The sequence below is a fragment of the Microbacterium sp. BK668 genome (assembly GCF_004362195.1).
In the GTDB taxonomy this organism is placed as follows: domain Bacteria; phylum Actinomycetota; class Actinomycetes; order Actinomycetales; family Microbacteriaceae; genus Microbacterium.
The window spans coordinates 2,719,333-2,736,435 of the sequence record NZ_SNWG01000001.1 but is presented as its reverse complement, the minus strand read 5'-3'; the positions used below and the strand labels follow the sequence as shown (position 1 = coordinate 2,736,435).

Annotated in this window: 18 protein-coding genes; 3 read left to right on the top strand and 15 right to left on the bottom strand. The window is 70.5% G+C overall.

The genetic code is table 11. The annotated features are described in order from the left end of the window. Positions 1-65 precede the first annotated feature (65 nt). From EV279_RS12265 to EV279_RS12255, 3 genes are all read right to left on the bottom strand, one after another. Positions 66-404, bottom strand: a complete 339-nt coding sequence (locus EV279_RS12265) for an ATPase (protein WP_133543856.1) — start codon at positions 402-404, stop codon at positions 66-68. 110 nt (positions 405-514) lie between these two features. Beyond that, a complete protein-coding gene (gene rpsD / locus EV279_RS12260) occupies positions 515-1,144 on the bottom strand; it encodes a 30S ribosomal protein S4 (RefSeq protein WP_133543854.1) in 630 nt (209 codons plus the stop codon). Between the two features lie 349 nt (positions 1,145-1,493). Beyond that, entirely contained in the window at positions 1,494-2,819 is a 1,326-nt protein-coding gene (locus EV279_RS12255) for a replication-associated recombination protein A (RefSeq protein ID WP_243728553.1), read from the bottom strand. Between the two features lie 112 nt (positions 2,820-2,931). Here EV279_RS12255 and EV279_RS12250 point away from each other — a divergent pair, with 112 nt between their 5' ends. The 3 genes from EV279_RS12250 to EV279_RS12240 all read left to right on the top strand — a co-directional run bounded on the left by EV279_RS12250 (position 2,932) and on the right by EV279_RS12240 (position 5,667). Next, positions 2,932-3,261 carry a dioxygenase gene (locus EV279_RS12250; protein WP_133543852.1) on the top strand — a complete coding sequence of 110 codons (330 nt, stop codon included), beginning with the start codon at positions 2,932-2,934 and terminating at the stop codon, positions 3,259-3,261. Positions 3,262-3,378: 117 nt separating this feature from the next. Further along, complete coding sequence (locus tag EV279_RS12245) at positions 3,379-5,010, top strand: DUF349 domain-containing protein (RefSeq protein WP_347876859.1); 1,632 nt, start codon at positions 3,379-3,381, stop codon at positions 5,008-5,010. 93 nt (positions 5,011-5,103) lie between these two features. Continuing rightward, a complete protein-coding gene (locus EV279_RS12240) occupies positions 5,104-5,667 on the top strand; it encodes a type IV toxin-antitoxin system AbiEi family antitoxin (protein ID WP_133543850.1) in 564 nt (187 codons plus the stop codon). Here EV279_RS12240 and EV279_RS12235 read toward each other — a convergent pair. The 12 genes from EV279_RS12235 to pdxS form a co-directional block, all read right to left on the bottom strand. Continuing rightward, positions 5,646-7,907, bottom strand: a complete 2,262-nt coding sequence (locus tag EV279_RS12235) for a bifunctional (p)ppGpp synthetase/guanosine-3',5'-bis(diphosphate) 3'-pyrophosphohydrolase (RefSeq protein WP_133543848.1) — start codon at positions 7,905-7,907, stop codon at positions 5,646-5,648. The two genes, EV279_RS12240 and EV279_RS12235, sit on opposite strands and share 22 nt — an antisense overlap. A gap of 64 nt (positions 7,908-7,971) precedes the next feature. After that, on the bottom strand, positions 7,972-8,961 hold the full coding sequence (secF, locus tag EV279_RS12230) for a protein translocase subunit SecF (protein ID WP_133543846.1): 990 nt from the start codon (positions 8,959-8,961) through the stop codon (positions 7,972-7,974). Then, complete coding sequence (secD, locus tag EV279_RS12225; protein ID WP_133543844.1) at positions 8,961-10,715, bottom strand: protein translocase subunit SecD; 1,755 nt, start codon at positions 10,713-10,715, stop codon at positions 8,961-8,963. Before secD ends, secF begins: the two co-directional genes overlap by 1 nt. 41 nt (positions 10,716-10,756) lie before the next feature. Further along, positions 10,757-11,221, bottom strand: coding sequence for a preprotein translocase subunit YajC (locus tag EV279_RS12220; protein WP_133543842.1), 465 nt, complete (start codon positions 11,219-11,221; stop codon positions 10,757-10,759). Positions 11,222-11,304: 83 nt separating this feature from the next. Then, entirely contained in the window at positions 11,305-12,339 is a 1,035-nt protein-coding gene (gene ruvB, locus EV279_RS12215; RefSeq protein WP_133543840.1) for a Holliday junction branch migration DNA helicase RuvB, read from the bottom strand. Continuing rightward, positions 12,332-12,952, bottom strand: coding sequence for a Holliday junction branch migration protein RuvA (ruvA, locus tag EV279_RS12210; RefSeq protein WP_133543838.1), 621 nt, complete (start codon positions 12,950-12,952; stop codon positions 12,332-12,334). Before ruvA ends, ruvB begins: the two co-directional genes overlap by 8 nt. A 53-nt stretch (positions 12,953-13,005) precedes the next feature. Continuing rightward, positions 13,006-13,578, bottom strand: coding sequence for a crossover junction endodeoxyribonuclease RuvC (gene ruvC, locus EV279_RS12205; protein WP_133543836.1), 573 nt, complete (start codon positions 13,576-13,578; stop codon positions 13,006-13,008). A gap of 114 nt (positions 13,579-13,692) precedes the next feature. Next, positions 13,693-14,451, bottom strand: a complete 759-nt coding sequence (locus EV279_RS12200; RefSeq protein WP_133543834.1) for a YebC/PmpR family DNA-binding transcriptional regulator — start codon at positions 14,449-14,451, stop codon at positions 13,693-13,695. Positions 14,452-14,487: 36 nt separating this feature from the next. Next, positions 14,488-15,021: a DUF1697 domain-containing protein gene (locus EV279_RS12195; protein WP_133543831.1), complete on the bottom strand. Its 534-nt coding sequence runs from the start codon at positions 15,019-15,021 to the stop codon at positions 14,488-14,490. Next, complete coding sequence (locus EV279_RS12190) at positions 15,018-15,539, bottom strand: hypothetical protein (RefSeq protein ID WP_133543829.1); 522 nt, start codon at positions 15,537-15,539, stop codon at positions 15,018-15,020. Before EV279_RS12190 ends, EV279_RS12195 begins: the two co-directional genes overlap by 4 nt. Before the next feature lie 33 nt (positions 15,540-15,572). Continuing rightward, the gene (pdxT, locus tag EV279_RS12185; protein ID WP_243728621.1) at positions 15,573-16,178 is read right to left on the bottom strand and encodes a pyridoxal 5'-phosphate synthase glutaminase subunit PdxT; all 606 of its coding nucleotides are present in this window, start codon (positions 16,176-16,178) and stop codon (positions 15,573-15,575) included. 4 nt (positions 16,179-16,182) lie between these two features. Beyond that, a complete protein-coding gene (gene pdxS, locus EV279_RS12180; protein WP_133543825.1) occupies positions 16,183-17,073 on the bottom strand; it encodes a pyridoxal 5'-phosphate synthase lyase subunit PdxS in 891 nt (296 codons plus the stop codon). Between the last annotated feature and the right edge of the window lie 30 nt (positions 17,074-17,103).

Here is a 17,103-nt window from a genome sequence, read left to right as displayed (position 1 = left end):
CGTGTGTATGTTCCTCGAGGGCGAGCGGCGGGAGGGGCCCTTTGCAGGGCGGTTCGCGCAGCAGGTCAGTCGTTGAGCTTCTCAGCCGCCGTCGGGGCGGTCTGTCGGGCCTGGGTCGCCGACCCGGTGGCCGAAGCGATGACGTCGGATGCCGCATCCTGCGCCGCCGACAGGGCATCGCCCGCAGCGCCGGCGACGTCCGAGGCGGCGTTCTTGGCGGCGTCGACCACTCCCGCGAAGCGCGCTTCCTGCTCCCGGTAGGCGTCGCTCATCCGGTCGGTGAACTCTCCGATGCGCGCGTCGACCTCGGCGAGCAGTTCGTGTCCGCGCGGGTCCTTGTTGACGAGATGCGCGACGACGAAACCGCCGATGACGCCGAGCAGGAACCACAGGACGTTCTTCATGTCATCACTCCTCGGCCGCGGTTCGCGGCATCCCCCCATCGTAAGCGGAAACGACGGAGGGCGCCGGGTTCCCCCGGCGCCCTCCGCACACCGTGATCTGTCGGGCGGTGCTATCGAGCGGCGTAATACTCCACGACGAGCTGGACGTCACCGACCACGGGAACCTCGGCGCGCTTGGGGCGACGCACGAGGCGGGCCTGCAGCTTGTCGAGCTCGACCTCGAGGTAGCCCGGGACCGGGGGCAGGACCTCGGCGTGACCGCCGAGCGCCGCCACCTGGAAGGGCTCGAGGCCCTCGCTCTTGGTCTTGACGTGGATGAGCTGGCCCGGCTTCACGCGGAACGACGGGCGGTCGACCAGCTGGCCGTCGACGAGGATGTGCCGGTGCACCACGAGCTGGCGCGCCTGGGCGGTCGTGCGGGCGAAGCCGGCACGCAGCACGAGGGCGTCGAGGCGCATCTCGAGGAGCTCGACGAGGTTCTCACCCGTCAGGCCGTCCTTGCGGCGGGCCTCGTTGAAGGTGTTGCGCATCTGCTTCTCGCGGATGCCGTACTGCTCGCGCAGACGCTGCTTCTCGCGGAGGCGGACGGCGAAGTCGCTGTCCTGCTTGCGCTTGGTGCGGCCGTGCTCACCCGGAGCGTAGGGACGCTTCTCGAGGTACTTGGCCGCTTTGGGGGTCAGCGCGACGCCGAGCGCGCGCGAGAGACGGACCTTGCGGCGGTCCTGGGACTTCGTTGCCACGAAGTGTTCCTTCCGATGACGCGGCCGTGTCCCTCACGGCTCGCGGACGTATCGCCTCTCCTCGCCCTGTCCGGGATGCACGCCGGGGCATGCCAGAAGGTGGTGAAGAGGAAAGGGGATGCCCGAAAACTCCGTTTCGAGCCGTTCAAGTCTATCAGAACCGGCCTCACTCCCTGATGATCCGCGAGCCGCCCGCCCTTCCCCTCGAACGCGCCGCCGACCTCGCACATCCGCGCCTCACCTCGCACTGTCCCGCTGCATGCGAGTGCGGGTTCGCGCGCGAGTCTGCGAACTCGGCGATGAGAGGCGGTACGCCGGGACGGACGGCCATCGCGCGCAGGGGACGGGGTCACTCGCCGGCGAGGATGCGGCGGATCTTCTCGAGCCGGGCCTGCACGTCGCGCTCCTGCCCGTGGCTGGTCGGCTCGTAGTAGCGCCGGCCGCGCAGCTCGTCGGGCAGGTACTGCTGGGCGACGACCCCGACCTCGCTGTCGTGCGGGTAGGCGTAGCCCTTGCCGTGACCCAGGCGCTTCGCACCCGGATAGTGCGCGTCGCGCAGGTGCGCCGGAACGCGGCCGAATCCGCCGGCGCGAACATCCGCGATCGCCTTGTCGATCGCGAGGTACGCGGCGTTCGACTTCGCGGTCGTCGCGAGGTACGCCGTCGCCTCGGCGAGCGGGATGCGGCCCTCGGGCATGCCGATGAACTGCACGGCGTCGGCGGCGGCGACCGCGAGCGGAAGCGCCTGGGGATCGGCCAGCCCGATGTCCTCCGCAGCCGAGATGATGAGCCGCCGCGCGATGAACCGCGGGTCCTCGCCCGCCTCGATCATGCGGGCGAGGTAGTGCATCGCGGCATCGACGTCGGAGCCGCGGATCGACTTGATGAACGCGCTGATGACGTCGTAGTGCTCGTCGCCCTGCCGGTCGTAGCGCAGCAGCGCGCGGTCGACGGCCTGCGCGACGTGGTCCGCCGTGAGGGCGATCTCGTCGTCCTCGGCCTCGCTCGCAGCGATGGATGCCGCGGCCTCGAGCGCCGTCAGGGCGCGCCGGGCATCGCCGGAGGCCAGGCGGACGAGCGCGTCGCGAGCCTCCGGGAGGAGCGACACCGCGTCGGCGAGGCCCCGGGAGTCCGCGACCGCGCGATCGACGAGCAGGCCGAGATCCTCGTCGGTCAGGGGCTTCAGGGTGAGCAGCAGCGAACGGGACAGGAGCGGCGAGATGACCGAGAAGGAGGGGTTCTCGGTCGTGGCGGCGATGAGGACGACCCATCCGTTCTCCACGCCGGGGAGCAGCGCGTCCTGCTGCGCCTTCGTGAACCGATGGATCTCGTCGAGGAAGAGGATCGTCGACATCCCGTACAGGTCGCGCTGCGTCAGCGCCTCCTGCATGACCTCACGCACGTCGCGGACACCCGCCGTGATCGCCGACAGCTCGACGAACCGGCGACCCGACGAGCGCGCGATCGCCTGCGCGAGCGTCGTCTTGCCCGTGCCGGGCGGCCCCCAGAGGATGACGGAGGTGGCCGTGGTCGCGGCATCCGGATCCGCGAGGGCCACCAGCGGAGAGCCTCGCCGCAGGAGGTGCCCCTGCCCGGCGACCTCGTCGAGGGACGTCGGTCGCATCCGCACCGCGAGCGGCGTCTGCCCCTGGAAGAGCGCGGCGGTGGAGGTCACCCGACCAGGCTAGTCGCGGCGTCGGACGCCGGCTCGACGCGGTTTGGCGGCCCGTGGCGCGTTCAATAGGATCGTCCCGGCCCTGGGCGTCCAGGGGAGCGAGGGAGGTCCCGTGGCGACCGGTGGCAAAGACCGTTCCGCGCGCGAAGCGCGGGAGCGGGCGCGGGTTTACCAGGCGCGGCAGCAGCTGCACGACGACCAGGCGCGCCGCCGCCGGCGTGACAATCTCATCGCGGGCATCGGCGGTGGACTGCTGATCCTCGGTGTCATCAGCGCGCAGACCGCCTACTTCACGGTCGGCCCCGGTGCCCCCGAGCCCACCCCGAGCGTCACGCCCTCGCCCGCCACCACGCCGGAGCCGACGGACTCGCCGGCCCCCTCCGAGGAGCCCGCGCCCGCCCCCTCCGACGAAGCGACGCCGAGCCCGTCCGCCAGCTCCTGACGGTCGGCGATCCGGCGGGCATCGGGTGGCAGCGGGCCTGAGCGGACGGTGCCGCCCGTACTAGGCTTGATCCGTCCATCCCCCGCAGGCGGCGAGAGCCGCATTGAGGTGCATCCCGTGACTGCCGCAGCAGACCCCACTCCCCAGCCCACCACCGACGACGAGGCACAGGCGCCGGACGCCGTCGAGCTGAGCGACGCTCCCGGCGACGACGCGCCCCCGTCCACGGAAGAGCCGTCGACGAGGGAGCCCGGCCCCGAGGCCGAGGCTCCGAGTGGGCCGGGCGCCGAGGCCGAGACCCCGGGCGAGACGGAGAGCGCTGGCGAGCCGGTCATCGAGCCGGCCGCTTCAGACGAGTCGGTGGGCGAGGCGCAGGACGCCGCCGTCGCGACCGAGGAGGAGCCCGCCGCTGCCGACTCCGCCGAGCACGGCGCGCCGGCGCCCCGGGCGACACCCGCTCCCGCGCCGCGTCCCATGCCGACCCCTCGCCCGCCGGCAGGCACCGGGCCTCGGGTGCCGGCGCCGACCGAGCCGTGGGGTCGCGTGGACGAGGACGGCACGGTGTCGGTCCGCGAGGGCGACCAGTGGCGCGTCGTGGGGCAGTTCCCCGATGGCACACCCGAGGAGGCCCTGGCCTACTTCGAGCGCAAGTACACCGACCTCGCGAGCGAGGTGACCCTCCTCGAGGTCCGTCACCGCCGGGGCGGCGCATCGGCGGCCGACCTGCGCGCCGCCGCGAAGACCGTGTCCGACAAGATCTCCGGCGCCGCCGCCGTGGGCGACCTCGCGTCGCTCGAGGCGCGCGTGGCCGCACTCACCGAGTCCCTCTCCGCAGCGTCCGAGACCGAGGCGGCCGCCGCTCGCGAGGCGGTCGACGAGGCCATCAAGAGCCGCACCGAACTCGTCGAGCGTGCCGAGGCGCTCGCGGCGCGCGATCCGCGCACCGTGCAGTGGAAGCAGGCGTCCGCAGAGCTGACCTCGCTCTTCGACCAGTGGCAGCTGCAGCAGCAGAACGGCCCGCGCCTGCCGAAGTCGACGGCTCAGGCGCTGTGGAAGAGGTTCCGCGACGCCCGCGCCACGGTCGACAAGCACCGCCGCGAGTTCTACGCCGAGCTCGACGAGGCCCATAAGGCGGTTCGCGACCGGAAGGCGAAGCTGGTGGAGCGGGCGGAGGCGCTCGCTCCCAAGGGCGAGGACGGCATCGCCCAGTACCGCGAGCTCCTCGAGCAGTGGAAGACGGCCGGGCGCGCGGGCAAGAAGGCCGACGACGCCCTGTGGGCGCGCTTCAAGGCCGCGGGCGACGCGCTGTACTCCGCCCGCGGAGAGCGCGAGGCGGCCGATGCCGAGGCATCCCGCGAGAAGATCACCGCGAAGCGGGCGCTCCTCGACGAGGCGCGGGCAGTCGCCGACGAGCGGGACCTCGGCAAGGCGCGGGCGCTGCTGACGAGCATCCAGCGCCGCTGGGACGACATCGGTCGCATCTTCCCGCGCGAGGCCGAGCGCGGCCTCGACGACGACCTGCGCAAGATCGAGCAGGCCCTGCGATCGCGCGAGGACGCCGACTGGAAGCGCAACGACCCCGAGCAGAAGGCGCGGGCGAACGACATGACGCGCCAGCTGACGGAGGCGATCGAGAAGCTCGAGCAGGAGCTCGCCGCGGCGGAGAAGTCCGGCGACAAGGGTGCGATCGCAAAGGCGAAGGAAGCGCTCGAGGCGCGCAAGGGCTGGCTTCGCGCCCTCGGCGGGTGACGCCGCCCCTCCGCCTCCGTTGTTTCGGAGAGGTTCTCCACAACGGCACCGTCCAGTCGGATCGGGCTTCCCGGCGTGCGGCACACTGCCGTAGTGACCACGCCCTTCCTGTACTTCCCCGGCGACCGCCTCTCCCCCGCCGAGCTCTCGGCGGCGCGGCTCGACGGCGATGTCGTGGAGCTCGGCGAGGCCTACATCCCGGCAGACGCGGTGGAGACGCGGGCACTCCGTGCCGGATCGTTGCGCGGCATCCTCGGCGAGACGCTCGCCGCGACGCATCTGAGCGCGGCGTGGGTGCATGGCGCTCTCCCCGAGCCGCCGGCCCGGCATACGGTGCAGCGTGCCGTCCCGTGGCGGATCCACCAGGTCATCGACCGTCGCGCGATCTACCGCGATCCGGAAGTGGCGACCGACGACCTCTGGCGCATCGGCGGCGTGCTCGTCACCTCGCCGCAGCGCACCCTCGCCGACCTCGCGCGCGTGCCCGACGACGACTACGCCGAGGCCGCGCGCCTCGTCTCCGACGCGTTCCCGGGCCTCGCGCTGGAGGCCGTCGCGTGGTTCGAGCAGCGCCGGCCCGTGCCGCACAAGCGCACGGCCGTCGCCTTCCTCCAGGGCCTGTCGGCGCGGTCGGCTCAGGAGGACGTGACGCGGTAGACGTCGTAGACGGCGTCGATGCGCCGCACGGCGTTGAGCACGCGGTCGAGGTGCACGATGTCGCCCATCTCGAACACGAACCGGCTCAGCGCGAGGCGATCGTTCGTGGTCGAGACGGTCGCCGACAGGATGTTCACGTGGTGCTCGCTGAGCACCCGGGTCACGTCGCTCAGCAGGCCCGAACGGTCGAGCGCCTCGACCTGGATCTGCACGAGGAACACGCTCTTGGTCGTCGGAGCCCAATCGACCTCGATCAGACGCTCGGGGTCTTCCATGAGCGACTTGACGTTGGTGCAGTCGGCTCGATGCACCGAGACACCGCTCCCCCGCGTGACGAAGCCCACGATCTGGTCGCCGGGCACCGGCGTGCAGCACTTCGCGAGCTTGACGAGGATGTCGGGGGCACCCCGGACGAGCACGCCCGAGTCGCCGCCGCGCGGCGCGCGCGAGCGGCCCACCTGCGGGAGGTCGATCGGGCCGGTCGTCGTGTCGCTCGCTGCCACGAGCGCCGTGACCTTCTCGATGACCGACTGCGTCGAGACGTGGCCCTCTCCGACGGCCGCGTACAGGGCCGAGACGTCCTCGTAGCGCAGCTGCTGCGCGACCTCGGCGAAGGAGTCCTGGCTCATGAGGCGCTGCAGCGGCAGGTTCTGCCGCCGCATCGCGCGGGCGATCGACTCCTTGCCCTGCTCGATCGCCTCTTCGCGGCGCTCCTTGGTGAACCAGCCGCGGATCTTGCTGCGGGCGCGCGTGCTCTTGACGAAGCCCAGCCAGTCCTGGCTGGGGCCGGCATCCGGATTCTTCGACGTGAAGACCTCTACGACGTCTCCGCTCTTGAGCTCGGACTCCAGCGGCACGAGTCGGCCGTTGACCTTCGCGCCCATCGTGCGGTGACCGATCTCGGTGTGCACGGCGTAGGCGAAGTCGACCGGAGTGGCGCCGGCCGGAAGGCCGATGACCCGGCCCTTCGGCGTGAAGACGTACACCTCCTTCGCACCGATCTCGAAGCGCAGCGAGTCGAGGAACTCGCCGGGGTCGGCGGTCTCGGCCTGCCAGTCCGAGATGTGCGCGAGCCACGCCATGTCGGCGTCGACCGATTTGGAGTCCGGCTTGCCGCCGGCCATCTGCTCCTTGTACTTCCAGTGAGCCGCGACGCCGTACTCGGCCTGCTGATGCATCTCGTTCGTGCGGATCTGGATCTCGACCGTGCGCCCGCCCGGGCCGATGACCGTCGTGTGCAGCGACTGGTAGAGGTTGAACTTCGGCGTCGCGATGTAGTCCTTGAATCGGCCGGGAAGCGGCGTCCAGCGCGCGTGGATGGCGCCGAGCACGGCATAGCAGTCCCGCACGCTGCCGACGAGCACCCGGATGCCGATCAGGTCGTAGATGTCGTCGAACTCCCGACCGCGCACGACCATCTTCTGGTACACCGAGTAGAGCTGCTTGGGGCGGCCCATGACCCGGCCTCGGATGCGCAGGTCCCGCAGATCGGCGTCGACGGCGGCGATGACGTTGTGCACGTACTGCTCCCGCTGCGGGGTGCGCTGGCGCACGAGGCTCTCGATCTCGGCGTAGAGCTTCGGGTGCAGGACGGCGAAGGACAGGTCCTCGAGCTCGGACTTGATGGTCTGGATGCCGAGGCGATGCGCCAGCGGCGCATAGATCTCGAGGGTCTCGGTGGCCTTCTTCTGGGCCTTGTGGGGCGGCACGAAACCCCAGGTCCGGGCGTTGTGCAGACGGTCGGCGAGCTTGATCAGGAGCACGCGGATGTCGCGCGACATCGCGACGATCATCTTGCGGACGGTCTCGGCCTGAGCGCTCTCGCCGTACTTGACCTTGTCGAGCTTCGTCACGCCGTCGACGAGCATCGCGACTTCGTCGCCGAAGTCCGCCGTCAGCTGGTCGAGGGAGTAGTCGGTGTCTTCGACCGTGTCGTGCAGGAGCGCCGCCGCGATGGCACGCGGTCCGAGCCCCAGGTCGGCGAGGATCTGCGCGACGGCCAGCGGATGCGTGATGTAAGGCTCGCCGCTCTGCCGAGTCTGGCCGGCGTGGGCGCGTTCGGCGACCGTGTACGCCCGCTCGACGATCGACAGGTCGCCCTTCGGATGGTGCGTGCGCACCGTCCTCAGCAGCTGCTCGACGTCGTCACGCCGCGCCGAGCGGGAGAAGATCCGTGGGACGAGCCGTCGAAGCGAGGAGGTCTGCTGGGTCGTCGCAGACGAGGGGACGGTCTCGGTCATACCGGTCGTCTCCCCTCCGCTGGATCCGTCAATCCTACGCCAGCGGAGGTTCCGCCCGGACCGGTCAGGCCGGGACGACCGCCCGCTCGCGCGCCGTCAGCACCCGCTCGTCGCGGGCCTTGACCAGGGGCTCGTTCTCGCGCAGGAGCGAGTACAGCGGCGCGGCGACGAAGATCGTCGAGTACGCGGCCACGATCGTTCCCACGAAGATCGACAGCGAGATGTCGGTGAGCGTCTGCGCGCCGAGCCACAGGGCGCCGATGAACAGGATGGCGCCGGTCGGCAGGATGGCGACGACCGTCGTGTTGATCGAGCGGACGAGCGTCTGGTTGACCGCGAGGTTGACCGACTCGCCGAACGTCCGCCCCGATACTTCCCCGTCCTCGCTGGTGTTCTCCCTGATCTTGTCGAAGACGACGGTCGTGTCGTACAGGGCGTACGACAGGATCGTCAGGAAGCCGATGACGGCGGCCGGGGAGATCTCGAAGCCGAACAGCGCGTAGATGCCGATCGTGATGATGAGCACGTCGACCAGGCCGATGATGGCGGCGGCGGACATCTTCCACGTGCGGAAGTACAGGCCGAGGATGATGAAGGTCAGCGCGAGGAAGATCGCGAGTCCCCACAGCGACTGACGGGTGACGTCCGCACCCCAGCTGGGTCCGATGAACGATGCGGTCACCTCGCTCTCGGGCACGTTGTACGCCTCGGCGAGAGCCGTCGTCACCTCGCGCGTCTCGGCGGAGGTCATCTGGTCGGTCTGCACGCGGATCGTGTCGGATCCGACCGTCGTGACCTTCGTCGCGGCGTCGGGGACCACGGAGTGGACAGCATCCTCCGCCGTCGTCTGGTCGGTGCTGCTGACACCCGAGACGGTGAACTGCGAGCCGCCCGTGAACTCGATCGAGAACTGGATCGGACGGAACAGCGGCACCAGCACCGAGCCGAGCACCAGCGCGGCGGCGATGATGAACCACAGCCGGCGACGGCCGACGAACGGGAACGACGTCTTGCCGGTGTAGAGGTCGTTGCCGAGCTGACTCATGGAGCGCATCAGTCGTTCCCCTCCTTGCCGGGCGTGCCCGGTTTCTCCTTGACGGCCGTGGTCGTCTTCGCGCCGTCCGAGGCGGCGAGCTCGGCCTGCTTGCGCTCCGCGATCGTCTGGCGGCGCTCCGCTTCACCGCGCGAGCGGGCGTTGCGGCGTGCGGCCTGCGTGGCCGGACCCGTCGTGACGGGCGCGCGGAACTGCGCTCGTCCGCGATAGACCGCCCCGAGCGCCGCGGGGTCCATGCCCGAGAGCGGATGCCCCGATCCGAAGAACTTCGTGCGGGCGAGCAGCTGCATCACGGGGTGCGTGAACAGGATGAAGATCAGGACGTCGATCACCGTCGTGAGGCCGAGGGTGAAGGCGAAGCCCTTCACGGTGGCGTCGGCCAGGATGTAGAGCACCACGGCGGCCAGGATGTTGATCGACTTCGAGATGTAGATCGTGCGCTTGGCACGGCCCCAGCCGTCCTCGACGGCGCCGGTGATCGACTTGCCGTCGCGGAGCTCGTCTCGGATGCGCTCGAAATAGATGATGAACGAGTCGGCGGTGAAGCCGATCGACACGATGAGCCCCGCGACGCCCGCGAGGGACAGGCGGAAGCCCATGCGCCAGGCCAGGATGCAGATCGTGATGTACGTGAGCACGCCCATGACGACGAGCGACGCGATGATGACGAATCCCAGCGCGCGGTAGACGATGAGCGAGTAGAGCGCGACGAGCGCGAGGCCGATGAGGCCCGCGATGAGACCGATCGCCAGCTGCTGCGATCCCAGCGTGGCCGAGATCGTGTCGGAGCTGACCACGGCGAAGCTCAGCGGCAGCGCACCGTACTTCAGCTGGTCGGCCAGCACCTTCGCCGACTCCTGCGTGAAGTTGCCGGTGATGCTCGGCTTGCCGTCGAGGATGACACCCTGCATCGCGGGTGCCGAGAGGACGTAGCCGTCGAGGACGAAGGCGAACTGGTCGAGCGGCGACTGCGCGCCGTAGAGCCGCTGGCTGATCTGGCCGAAGGTCTCGGTGCCCTCGCCGTCGAAGGAGAGGTTGACGGCCCAGACGCCGTTGTTCTGCTGCAGGCCGAAGGTCGCATCCGAGATCGACGACCCGTCCAGCTCCACCGGGCCGAGGATGTACTTGACGCTCCCCTCGGTGTCGCACGTGATGAGCGGCTCGTCGGTCGGCTCGCTCGCGGGGTCGTTGGCGTCGCTCGCGCAGTCGTACGCCTGGAACTCCGCCTGGAGCGCCGGCGTGATCCACGCCGGATCGCTCGCGTTGGTCGGCGAGGCGGTCGGCGTCGCCTGGAGCGACGGATCCGGCGTCGGATACGGGGTCTCCGCGCCGTCCTCCCCCACGAACGTGTTGGCCGGGGCGCCGGCGAAGAGGACGGGCCGCAGCTGGAGCTGCGCCGACGCCTCGATGCGCTGACGCGTCTCGTCGTCGGCCTCGCCGGGGATCTGGACGACGATGTTCTTGCCGCCCTCGGTCGTGACATCCGCTTCGCCGACGCCGGATGCGTCGACACGCTGGCGGATGATCGTCACCGCCTGATTCATCTGCTCCTGCGAGGGGTCCGCGCCGTCGGCCGTCTGGGCCTCGAGGATGATCTGCGTGCCGCCCTGCAGGTCGAGGGCGAGCTCCGGCGTCCACGAGCTCGCCTTGAACACGTAGACGCCGAGGGCGTTGATTCCGAACAGCACGGCGGTGATGGCGACGAGGCCGATCAGTGCGCGCCAAGCATGACGGACGGGAGTGGATGTGGCCACGAGGGGTCAGCTTTCTGGAGTGCCCGCTCAGGGGCGGAGGGTCAGGCCTTGGGCTTGGTGTCCGTGTCGTCGACGCCGGGGTCGACGGCCGACTTCTTCTCGGCCGCGGCCTGGTCGTCGCTGATCGAGCTGATGGCTCCGTTGGCGACTCCCGCGACGTACTCGGCTTCGCTCGCCTCGGCCTCGATGAACTCGTCCTCGGTCACGGCGCCCGCGCCGGGGTCGACCACGCGGAGGATCGCCTGGCTGTGCACCTTGATCTCGACGCCCGGGGCGATCTCGACGACCGCCGGCTGGTCGAGGTTGTCGGCGTCGTACGCGACGATCGTGCCGTAGAGGCCGCCCTGCAGCAGCACCTCGGCGCCGGGCACCGTCTGACGGGCCTTCGCCTCCTGCTCGGCCTTCTGCTTCTGCATGCGGCGGCGCGAGCTCCAGAACATGAAGACCAGGAGGACGACCAGCAGAATGATCAGGCCGTAGTTGGCGAAGAACGTCGCGAAGTCCATGAAGCTGTGGAGACCTTTCGGGTCCGGCGCACGCCTCGGCGGCGTTGCCTTTGAGAAGGAGGATCGGCGAAAGCCTTCAGTGATTATAGGTCATCGAATCTCAGCGCCGAGTCGGCGTGCGGCACGCCCAGGTGGGCGTAGGCGGGCGGCGTCGCGATGCGTCCGCGGGGCGTGCGTCCGAGGAAGCCGATGCGCACGAGGTACGGCTCGACGACCGATTCGATCGTCTCGGCCTCTTCGCCGACGGTGACCGCGAGCGTGCTGAGCCCGACGGGCCCGCCGCGGAAGCGCCGCACGACGGCATCCAGCACCGCCCGGTCCAGGCGGTCGAGCCCGATGGCGTCGACGTCGTAGAGGTCGAGGGCGGCGCTGACGGTCGCGACATCCGCGTGCTCTCCGGCTCCCCCGCGGTGCACGACGAGGTAGTCGCGGACGCGGCGCAGGAGCCGGTTGGCGATGCGGGGGGTTCCGCGCGAGCGCCGGGCGATCTCGGAGCGTCCTTCCGGCGGCAGGGTGACCCCGAGCATGGCCGCCGACCGCTCGATGACCCGCTCGAGCTCCTCGACCTCGTAGTACTCCAGATGCGCCGTGAAGCCGAAGCGGTCGCGGAGGGGATTAGGCAGCAGCCCCGAGCGGGTCGTCGCGCCGACGAGGGTGAAAGGAGACAGATCCAGAGGGATGCTGGTGGCCCCGGCGCCCTTGCCTACCATGATGTCGATGCGGAAGTCCTCCATCGCGAGGTACAGCATCTCCTCGGCCGACCGCGCCATGCGGTGCACCTCGTCGATGAAGAGGACCTCGCCGGGAGTGAGGCTCGAAAGCAGCGCCGCGAGGTCGCCCGCATGCTGGATCGCCGGACCGCTCGACAGCCGCAGCGGACGGCCGCTCTCGTGCGCCACGATCATGGCCAGTGTCGTCTTGCCCAGTCCGGGCGGACCGGAGAGCAGGATGTGGTCGGGCGGTCGCTGCTGGATGCGGGCGGCGTCCAGCAGCAGCTGGAGCTGGCCGCGCACTTTCTGCTGTCCGACGAACTCCGCGAGCGACGTCGGCCGCAGGGCGCCCTCGATCGCGAGCTCGCCCTCGTCGACGGGCTCGCTGGGATCGGTCAGGTCATCCACCCGCCGGCTCCTTCCGCGCGGGGCCGAGCATCGCGAGCGTCAATCGCAGCAGTGCCTGCACGGATGCGCGGTCGGCGGCGGACGCGTCGTCGGCGACCGAGGCGACGGCTTCGGCCGCCGTGCGCTCCGACCACCCGAGGCCCACGAGTGCCTGCGTCACCTGCGCGGAGACGGCGGGCGAGGCATCCACCCCCGCGGAGGAGGCGGCTCGCGGAGCCGCGAGCTTTCCCGCCAGCTGGACCACGATGAGCTTCGCCGTCTTGGGCCCGATGCCCGAGACCCGCCGGAACGGCGCATCGTCGTCGGCGGCCACCGCGTCGGCGATCTGCCCGACGGTAAGCGCCGAGAGGACGCCGAGGGCGGACTTGGGTCCCACGCCGGTGACGCCGAGAAGCAGGCTGAAGACGGCGAGCTCCTCGCGCGTCCGGAAGCCGAAGAGCAGGAGCGCGTCCTCGCGCACGATGAGGCTCGTGTGCAGCTGCAGCTCGTCGCCGACGTGGCATGCCCGCGCCACCTGCGGCGTGACGGCGACCGAGAGTCCGAAGCCCCCCATCTCGACCACGACCGAATCGACGTCCGCGTGCAGGACGCGCCCGCGCAGGGAGGAGATCATGCCGCAAGCCTAGAGAGCGGTTCGGACTTTTGTTCGACCGACACGCGATCCTCTCAGCGGCCGGCGAGGCGCTCCGCGTGAGCCCACGCGCGCTGGGCGGGCGTCAGCGCGCGGGTCGAGGGAGCGACCGGGGTGTCCGCTCGCCACGCGTGGCAGAGGGCGAGGGCCAGGGCGTCGGCCGCGTCGGCGGGCCGGGGGATGTCGTCGAGGCGGAGGATGCGCGCGACCATCGTCTGCACCTGGCGCTTGTCGGCGTTGCCGTAGCCCGTGATCGCCGCTTTGACCTCGCTCGGCGTGTGCGTCGCGGCAGCCAGGCCACGCTCTCCCGCCAGGAGCAGAGCGATGCCGCTCGCCTGCGCCGTGCCCATCACGGTGCCGCGGTTCTGCTGGGCGAAGACCCGCTCGACCGCGACGACGTCGGGGCGGTGCGCGTCGAGCACCGCGCGCAGCCCGGCCGCGATGAGAGCGAGCCGCCGCTCGATCGGAAGCTCCGGGTCCGAGCGCACCACGCCCACGTGCACGAGCGTGGCCGTGCGGTCGCGAGCGACGTCGACGACCCCGACGCCGCAGCGGGTCAGGCCCGGGTCCACGCCGAGGACGCGAACGGATGCCGGAGCGCGAGTCACTCCCCCACGCTAGGGGCCGTCGCCGTCACAGCGGCCCAGGCGCGCGGCGCCGAAAGGATCGACGAGACCCGCCGGACATCCCGGCGGGTCTCGTCGTCGCGCGCCGGCGAGCGCCTACTCGTCCTCTTCGAGCTCCGCCTGCACCTCGGGGGTGAGGTCGAAGTTGCTGTAGACGTTCTGCACGTCGTCGCTGTCCTCGAGCGCGTCGATGAGGCGGAAGACCTTGCGCGCGGTATCGGCGTCGACCTCGACCTTCAGGTTCGGCACGAACTCGACGTCGGCCGACTCGTAGTCGATCCCGGCGTCCTGCAGTGCCGTGCGGACGGTGACGAGGTCGCTCGCCTCGGTGATCACGGCGAACCCCTGCGCGTGCGGCTCGACCTCTTCCGCACCGGCCTCGAGCACAGCCATCATGACGTCGTCCTCGGTGGTGTTCTCCGCACCCACGACGATGACGCCCTTGCGGGTGAAGTTGTACGCGACGCTGCCGGGATCGGCGAGCGTGCCGCCGTTGCGGGTCAGAGCCGTGCGCACCTCCGCCGCGGCGCGGTTCTTGTTGTCGGTGAGGCACTCGATCATGAGCGCGACGCCGTTGGGGCCGTAGCCCTCGTACATGATGTTGAGGTACTCGACGGACTCGCCCGAGATGCCGGCCCCGCGCTTGATGGCGCGATCGATGTTGTCGTTGGGGACCGACGTCTTCTTCGCCTTCTGCACGGCGTCGTACAGCGTCGGGTTGCCTGCGAGGTCCGCGCCGCCGAGCTTGGCGGCGACCTCGATGTTCTTGATGAGCTTGGCGAACGACTTGGCACGGCGCGCGTCGATGACGGCCTTCTTGTGCTTTGTCGTCGCCCACTTGGAGTGGCCGGACATGCCGACGATTCTACCGGCGGCGCGTGCGTCCCGCCGTCAGACGGCGAGCTTGCGGAGCGTGCGGAGGTTGCGGTTGGTCGTCCGCGGCTTGTACGCGGCCTTGGCGAGGAGCTTCGCGAACGGCGTATCGGTCGTGGTGCCTTTCGCGGGATTCCAGTAGACGACGCCCGGTCCGGCCTCGACCGGGTCGACCGAGGGGTCCAGGGATGCCGCGGCATCCGTCAGCTCGTCGCGTGTCTCGTCGTCGACGCAGAAGATCACCCAGGGCTGGCGTGCGGCATCCGTCTCGTCGAAGGGGAAGCCGTCGATCGCGGAGGCGAGCTCGTCCTGCGTGACGAGGACGATCCAGGCGTCGTAGCCGAACCGCTCCCGCAGGCCCGCCTCGATCTCGCGCTTGAGCCCGGCGCGGGCGCGCGGCGCGACGTCGGCCCGGAACGTCACGTTGCCGCTCGCGAGCACCGTGCGCACCGAGTCGAATCCGAGCCCGCGGAAGACCTCGGCGAGCTCCGCGCTGCGGATCGTGATGCCGCCGACGTTGACTCCGCGCAGGAGCGCGACCCACTCGGTCACAGCGCGAACTCGAATCCGAAGCGCGATGAGAGGAGGGCGACGAGGTCGCGGGGCATCTTGGTGAGGTAGGCGGGAGCGGGGACGAGGGTGTCGGGACCGCCGATGAAGGGGAAGTAGACCGGCCCGTCGGTCATCGCCTCGACGGAGTCGCGGACGGCGATGATGTCGGAGCCGATCCGGCGGAGCGCCGTCAGGGTGATCGGCGACGCGAGCCGGAGGGTGTCGCTCACCGGCATGCGCCAGTGCGGCAGCGTGTCGCCGCGGCGGGCGTGCTCGTCCTCCGTGAGCGGCCCGAGGATCCGGCCCCATGCGCCGATGCCCGGCATCGAGAGCGTGCGGTCCCACACGAAGATCGTGTCGCCGGGCTCGGTGAACCCGACCAGCTCGTGGGACCACTCGAACCGGCGGTCCCCGGACGACTTCGGCGCGCTCAGCGCATCGCCGACGACGCCCCGCGAGGGTGCGATGAGCCAGTACCGCTCTTCGGGATGATCCCGCCACCAGTCGTTGATCCCCATGCCTGAGAATCTAACGTCCCGCGCGGCGCTTGCTCAGACTGCGGCGCGCACGCTGTGCAGGAACCGCTCATGGAAGCGGGTCTCCCCCGACACCTCCGGGTGGAAGGCCGTCGCGAGGATGTTCCCCTGCTCCACGGCCACGACGCCGCCGTCGGGAAGCGCCGCGATCGCCGTCGCGCGCTCCCCCACCTCCGTCACCAGCGGAGCCCGGATGAACGCGGCACGCACCGGCCCGCCGTCGAAGCCGTCGACGGTCAGGTCGGTCTCGAAGGAGTCGACCTGGCTGCCGAACGCGTTGCGGGCGACGACGACGTCCAGGCCGCCGAACGTCTCCTGTCCCTCGATCGCGCCCGTGATGCGATCGGCGAGCATGATCATGCCGGCGCACGTTCCGTACACGGGCATGCCCGAGGCGATCGCGTCGCGGATGGGATGCTGCATCCCGAACGCGCGCGAGAGCTTGTCGATCACGCTCGACTCGCCCCCGGGGATCACGAGGCCGTCGACGGCGGCGAGCTCCGACGGGCGGCGGACGAGCGACACCTCGGCGCCGAGTCCCCGCAGGACGGCGGCGTGCTCGCGCACGTCCCCCTGCAGGGCCAGGATGCCGATGTGCGGCGTGCGGCCCGAGGGGCTCAGCGCGTCACCAGCCACGCTCGGCGAGGCGGTGCGGTGCGGGGAGGTCGGAGACGTTGATGCCGACCATCGCCTCGCCGAGTCCGCGCGAGACGTCGGCGATGACCTTGGCATCGTCGAAGAACGTCGTCGCCTTCACGATCGCGGCGGCACGCTCGGCGGGGTTCCCCGACTTGAAGATCCCCGAGCCGACGAACACGCCGTCGGCGCCCAGCTGCATCATCATGGCGGCGTCGGCCGGCGTCGCGACGCCCCCGGCGACGAAGAGCACGACGGGGAGCGTGCCGGTCTCGGCGATCTCCGCCACCAGCTCGTACGGCGCCTGGAGCTCCTTGGCGGCGACGTAGAGCTCGTCCTTCGAGAGGGCCGTCAGCGCGCTGATCTCGCCCTTGATCTTGCGGATGTGCTTCATCGCCTCGGAGACGTCGCCGGTCCCCGCCTCGCCCTTCGAGCGAATCATGGCGGCGCCCTCGTTGATGCGGCGCAGCGCCTCGCCGAGGTTGGTGGCTCCGCAGACGAAGGGGACGGTGAAGCCCCACTTGTCGATGTGGTTGACGTAGTCGGCGGGCGAGAGCACCTCGGACTCGTCGATGTAGTCGACGCCCAGCTCCTGCAGCACCTGCGCCTCGACGAAGTGCCCGATGCGGGCCTTCGCCATGACCGGGATCGAGACCGCCGAGATGATTCCGTCGATCATGTCGGGGTCGCTCATGCGCGACACGCCGCCCTGGGCGCGGATGTCGGCCGGGACGCGCTCGAGCGCCATGACGGCGACGGCGCCAGCATCCTCGGCGATCTTCGCCTGATCCGGGGTGACGACGTCCATGATGACGCCGCCCTTCAGCATCTCGGCGAGACCGCGCTTGACGCGGGACGAACCGGTCGTGGGGGAAGACATCGATAGACTCCTCGGGATTGGCCTAGGCCA